At 65.3% G+C, this 5717-nt stretch carries 4 protein-coding genes; all 4 read right to left on the reverse strand.

Annotation, left to right across the window (positions count from 1 at the left end):
* Positions 1-649: transposase (locus GH681_RS22365; RefSeq protein ID WP_194271316.1), on the reverse strand; the 649-nt coding region annotated here is incomplete at its 3' end.
* Positions 650-669: 20 nt separating this feature from the next.
* A complete protein-coding gene (locus tag GH681_RS22370; protein WP_153163722.1) occupies positions 670-1518 on the reverse strand; it encodes a restriction endonuclease subunit S in 849 nt (282 codons plus the stop codon).
* A complete protein-coding gene (locus GH681_RS22375; RefSeq protein WP_153163723.1) occupies positions 1515-3158 on the reverse strand; it encodes a class I SAM-dependent DNA methyltransferase in 1644 nt (547 codons plus the stop codon). The genes GH681_RS22370 and GH681_RS22375 overlap by 4 nt, the downstream gene beginning before the upstream one ends.
* 88 nt (positions 3159-3246) lie before the next feature.
* Positions 3247-5382 (reverse strand): DEAD/DEAH box helicase family protein, encoded by a 2136-nt coding sequence (locus GH681_RS22380; protein ID WP_153163724.1) that lies wholly within the window; start codon positions 5380-5382, stop codon positions 3247-3249.
* Positions 5383-5717: the final 335 nt, after the last annotated feature.

Consider the following 5717-nt stretch of genomic DNA (forward strand, 5'->3'; position numbering starts at 1 on the left):
ACAGTTTGTCGCCCTCGGGGAGCACCCGGTTGTGCTGGCAGCGCACCAGATAATCGGCCGGGTAGCCGAGGTCGCGTGCCTTGACCAGCAGCGACAGCATGTCCGACTCCCGGTCGCCGATGCACACATGTCGGGTCTCGGGCAGGGCGCGGGCCTGTTCGGCGATGCGCTCGTAGCTCTCGACCCAGCGCACGCTCTCGAGAACACCGCCGCGCGGCGCATCGCCCTGCTTGAACTCCCGCGCCCAGGTCCAGGCGTTGGTGACGCCCAGCGGCTCGCGCTCGGGGCTGACGACGTAGGTGGGGTGCAGGTACAGGCCGCGCTGGGCTTCAAAGCTGAGCGGCCCCAGCCCACTCATCGCCTGCCCGTTGTAGTCCAGTTCGGTGGTGTCCTGGATGCACAGCACCACTGCGTGCTCGCGGATCCGCGCCTGGCTGGCCTGGGCGTGGGCGCTCAGCACCTCCTCCCAGCCCACCTGTTCGTTGCGCAGGAATCGATACGCCGCGGCCGTTTCGGCCCAGTTCTCGCACGCACCGGGAATGCTCGCTCCGGGCTTCTGCCCCAGTCGTTCGGCCAGCAGCACTGCACGCTGATTCAGCCGTGCATCACCCAGCTCGATCGTCTCAAACTCCTGCTTCGCCCAGCTCATCTGCACGCTCCCTGTGTTCGTCACTCAGGACGATAGGGTACAGGGGGGGGGAGATGTGTGTAATGGGATGACTCAAGCCGATACTGCTCGTAGTCACGAGCATCAAAGTCCATTTCCAGAATATCTGAGGTATCAATACGATCCTCAAAGACATTGGCAACTCTTACATAAGGGCGTGTGAATTTCCCTGTTTGGTATTTCGGCGCACGCTGTCGGCCTAACTGAACGATACCTAGCTGACCGATGGGCTTGACGGGCCACGATCTGGTATTGATCTCCGGGTCGCCAAACATCTCGATGAACAGCGCTGGAATCAGCTCGGCGGCCTTCTTCTCCGCCTCCCGCCTCAGCCGGACGATGCCTTCCGCGCGGGAGAGGATGTCGACGATGCGGCGTTGTTCGGGGAGCGGGGGGAGCGGAATAGCTGCTGCCGACATGAATGTCGTTGGAACGCGCTGTTGCCCTGCGGTGCCGCTGAAATTGAGTTTGGCCTGTGCGCGAAACTCCGGCTGTCTGATGAAATAAAACAGCCATTCAGCCATTACCTCTGAGCCAGGCCGAAGCACATGGAACTCGGTTGATCCAAACCCGCATCCGCCAATCAGATCCTTAGCTATTGCAGCTTTTCCGTTCTCCATGCACGGAGTGATCTTGGCAAAAAGAACATCCCCTTCACGGAAGGACGTATAGCCTTTTCGGACTTCGCGAAAAGGTCGTGACTGCTGATTTGCGATGCTGCCAGCTGTTTCATCTATTGCCGCCATTGGTATGAAGGAAACAAGCTGCTCATCGGTCAGCTCATGAACCTTCGGCAAGCGAGGGTTAATAGTACAAATGTCACCCAGTGGTTTGCGGGGCCACGCACTCATACCCCTTCCTCCAGCAACCCCCGCAGCCCCTCCACCTCCTCCGCAATCTCCGCTTCGATCGCCGCCAGCTCAGCGAGCAGCTCGCGGGGGTCGCGGTGTTCGACGGTGCTGCGGCTCATGGGGCGGTAGCGGCCGGCGGAGAGGTTGAAGTCGTTGGCGCGGAGCTGGGCGGTGTCGGCAAACCACCATTTCTCGGTCCATTCGGCCTCGGGGTCGCGGGCGGCCCAGGTGGCGCCCAGCGCGGCGCGGCGGCGGTAGGCATCGGCGAGGGCGGGGAGGTCGTCGTCGGCCACCGGGGCGTCGTGGTTGGCGTCGAGCTTGTAGCCGTCGTGGTCGGCGTGGAGGAAGAGCACCTGCCCGGTGCGCCCGCCGCGGCGGAAGAACAGCACCGAGGTCTTGACCCCCGAATAGGGCTGGAACACGCCGCCGGGCAGGCTGAGCACGGCCTCGACGCGGTTGTTCTCGATGAGCTGGCGGCGCAGCTCGCGGTGGGCGCCGGTGGAACCAAACAGCACGCCTTCGGGCACGATCACCCCGCAGCGCCCGCCGCCTTCGCCATCGGCGGCGCCTTCGCGCAGGCTGTCGAGCATGTACTTGAGGAAGAGCAGCTCGGTGGCGGTGGTGGTGCCGACCTTCACGTCTTCGATGATGCGGGCCTTATCCACCCGGCCGGAGAAAGGCGGGTTGGCAAGGATGACGTCGTAGCCCCGCTCGGGCAGGCCGAGTTCGGCCTTCTCGGCGGCGTCGAGGGCGCGGGTGAGCACGTTGCGCTTGAGGATGCGCACGTCGGGCAGGCCGCGCAGGGTGAGGTTCATGGTGGCGAGGCGGACCATCTTGGGGTCCACGTCGTTGCCGTAGAAGGTGCCGGTCTGCAGGCGGGCGACTTCGGGGCCGGAGAGGCGGTCGCCGTAGCCGCGGCGCTGGCGCTTGCCGTCCACTTCGTCTTCATGGATGGCGGCGGGGCTGGAGTGGGCGAGGCGCAGGTGGTTGTAGGCGGCCACCAGAAAGCCGGCGGTGCCGGCGGCGGGGTCGTAGATGGTTTCGCCGAGCTGCGGGTCGATCATCTCGACGATGGCGCGGATGATGTGGCGCGGGGTGCGGAACTGGCCGAGCTCGCCGGCCTGCCGGATCTGGCGGAGGACGTGTTCGAAGAGGTCGCCCTTGGTGTCGGCGTCGGACTGGTCGAGGCGCAGGCCGTCGACGAGGCTGACGACCTGGGTGAACACGGTGGGTTCGTCGATGGTGAGTCGGGCGCCGTCCATGAAGTTGTGGGCGGTGCGCTGGCCGAGTTCGGCAAAGAAGGGGAAGACTTCATCCCGCACAAAACGCACCAGGGCTTCGCCATTCAGGCCCTTGGCCCATACGGACCAGCGAAAGCGCGAGCGGGGGATGGTGGTGACGCCTTCGGCGGGGGCGTTGAGGGGGTTCTTGAGGGTCCAGTCGCCATCGAACAAGGGGGTGTAGGCGAGCTTGTGGACCTTGGCCTTGCTCTGGTTGGCGGCGTCGATGCCTTCGACGAGGTAGAAGAAGAACAGGAAGGAGAGCTGTTCGGCGTTGCTGACGGGATCGGGGTAGCCACCGCCGAAGAGGTAGTCGCGGATCTGGTCGATGGACCGGCGCATGTCGGGGGTGAGGGGCATGGGATGGGCGCTGGTGGGAACGTCGAAAGGGCCGCCATTGTGGCAAACAGGGCGGCGAGGTCAATGCCGGCGGTGGGCCGGCGGGGTTTCAGCGGTTGGCAGCGGGGGCGTCGCCCGGGCGCGGGGGTGAGCCGTCGTCGGTGCCGAAGAGGGCGACGTTGAGGCTGGCGAGCAGGGCATCGAGGGGCGCGGGGCCGCCAAAGATGCGCAGGGCGCCGGGGAGGCCGCCGAGCTGCTCGAAGACATGGAAGCAGGCGAAGTGCTCGGGCTGGAGGGCGTCGAGGCTGTCGGCGTTGGCGCGGATCTGGTTGCCCAGGAGGGCGAGCCAGCGTTCCTGTTCGGCATCGAGGCCAATCTGGCGGAGCAGCCAGGCTTCGAACCGCGCCCCGAGTTCGGCGGCGCGGGCTTCGACGGCGCCGGGGATGACGAGCTTGCCGTCTTCGTCGAGGGTCATCCAGCCCCGGCTGGCGGGGTCGATCTGGTCGTGGATGTCGAGGCCGAGCAGGCGGCGCGGCTGGTAGCGCTTGCGTGCCGGCTCGGTGACCACGCCGCCCTCGCCCCAGGTGTCGGCATCGCCGTGGAGATCGGTGACGCCGACGAAATCGAACAGGGTGAAGATGGGCTTGCCGGGGAGCTTGCGGGTGCCGCGGCCGCGCATCTGCTGGTAGAGGATGCTCGACCGGGTGAAGCGGGCGAAAACAAGATTGACGATCTCGGGGCAGTCGAAGCCGGTGTCGAGCATGTTCACCGAGACGAGGATCTGGGGAAACTTGTCTTTCTTGAAGCGGCGGATCTTGGTGTAGGCGTCGGCTTCGTCGTCGGGGCCGAGGTCGGAGACGACGTAATCGGCGTAGCGGATGGCGGGGTCGGGTTTGAGATCGGCAAAAGCGTGGTCGAACATCTCGGCCAGGGTGGCGGCGTGGCGCTTGGTGACGGCAAACACGATGGTCTTGCCCAGGAGCGGCTTGCGCAGCACGCCAGCGCCATCCATGTAGCCGTTGTCATAGACCTGCCGGAACTCGCGGACGATGGCGCGGTTGCGCTCGGGGATGGTGAAGCGGCGTTCGAGGGCGGAAGGGTCGACGACGATGGTGTCTTCGGTGCCGAAGAGCAGTTCGAGTTCGGCGCGGGTGTCGGCATCCATGCCGTGCCAGTCGAGCTGGCTGCGCTTCACCGGAAAGCCGCCCTCGGCCGCAGTGAGCACGGTCTTGGCCCGGTAGATCTGATAGGGCGCGAGATGGCCGTCGGCAATGGCCTGCTTGAGGGTGTAGGAGTAGGTGGGCTGATCGACTTCAAAGAACTTCAGGGTGTCGCGCACGAAGAGCTGGTCTTCGTCGTCGCCCGGATCGGCCGCCGGTGCCACGCAAGGGGTGGCGGTGAGCCCGAGCTGGATGCCGTCGAAGTACTTGAGCACCCCGCTCCATTTGCCATAGATGCTGCGATGGCATTCGTCGCTGATGATGAGATCGAAATAGCCGGGGGAGTAATCCCGGTAGATGTTGACCATGCTCTGCAGCGTGGTGACGGTGATGTTCTTTTCGTCCTGAAAACGCTGGCCGCTGCGCTGGACGTAGGCGGGGTAGTCGGGCAGGTGTTCGGTGAGGGCGTCGATGGTCTGGATGGCGAGGGGGTTGCGGTCCACCAGAAAGAGCACCCGGGTGATGCAGTGGGCTTCGAACAGGCGCTTGATGAAGGCGGCGGCGGTGCGCGTCTTGCCGGTGCCGGTGGCCATCTCGACAAGCAGCTTGCGCCGGCCGAGGCCAATCTCGCGGCACAGGGCGTCGATGCAGGCGATCTGGTAGTAGCGCCCGGCGATGCGGGTGTCGGTGGGTACATCCTGCGGTTTGCGGCGCAGCTGGAGCGTGGCCGCCCGGCGTTCGAGGTCGTCCTGCTTGAAGAAGGTCTTGACCAGCCGGGGATGGGCTTCGGCCTGCCATTCCCAGAACTGGGTTTCGCGGCCGTTGGCCAGAAAGACGTAGGCCACACCGAGCTGCTGGGCGTAACGGCGGGCCTGGGCCGCGGCGAAACGGGGATCGATGGAAAAACGCTTGGCCTCGATGACCGCCAGCGGACGACCCCGCCGGTCGTAGAGCACGTAGTCGGCAAAGCCCCCGTCGGCGAGCGCCACTTCGTAGCGCACGGCGTTGGCGTCATGGATGTTCCAGCCCTGATCGGTGAGCTGGGTGTTGATGAGGATGCGGGCGCGGGCTTCGTTGTCGTTCATGGACGCAGGCCTTCCGGGGATGCCGCCATCTTACCCGCGTCGGTCGCCTGTCTCGCTGGATGCGCCACCCGCTGGCCGAAAATCCAGGCCGGTGCAGCGTGGCTGCAGGTCGGCCCCCAAGTCAGACAGCGCGGGTTGATCGGGCGGGGTCTGTCGGACTGAAGTCCGTATATGGACTCCTCCCGTTTTGCCAGCGCGAATGTTGGATAACAAGGGGATCGATTGCTCACGTATATCCGGCCTCCTGGTTGGGCGTAGTGGCCCGGGCCATGATGAGTTATCCGCGCGTCTGCTCCTGATCGACCTAGCGTGCTCGCTGGCACATCGGACTTTGA

Source organism: Zoogloea sp. 1C4 (genome assembly GCF_009469605.1).
Classification (GTDB): domain Bacteria; phylum Pseudomonadota; class Gammaproteobacteria; order Burkholderiales; family Rhodocyclaceae; genus Zoogloea; species Zoogloea oryzae.

Bases quoted from the DNA above. Each gene is read 5' to 3' on its own strand.
- GH681_RS22380 (WP_153163724.1), bottom strand. From the start codon at position 5,382: ATGAACGACAACGAAGCCCGCGCCCGCATCCTCATCAACACCCAGCTC.
- GH681_RS22370 (WP_153163722.1), bottom strand. From the start codon at position 1,518: ATGAGTGCGTGGCCCCGCAAACCACTGGGTGACATTTGTACTATTAAC.
- GH681_RS22375 (WP_153163723.1), bottom strand. From the start codon at position 3,158: ATGCCCCTCACCCCCGACATGCGCCGGTCCATCGACCAGATCCGCGAC.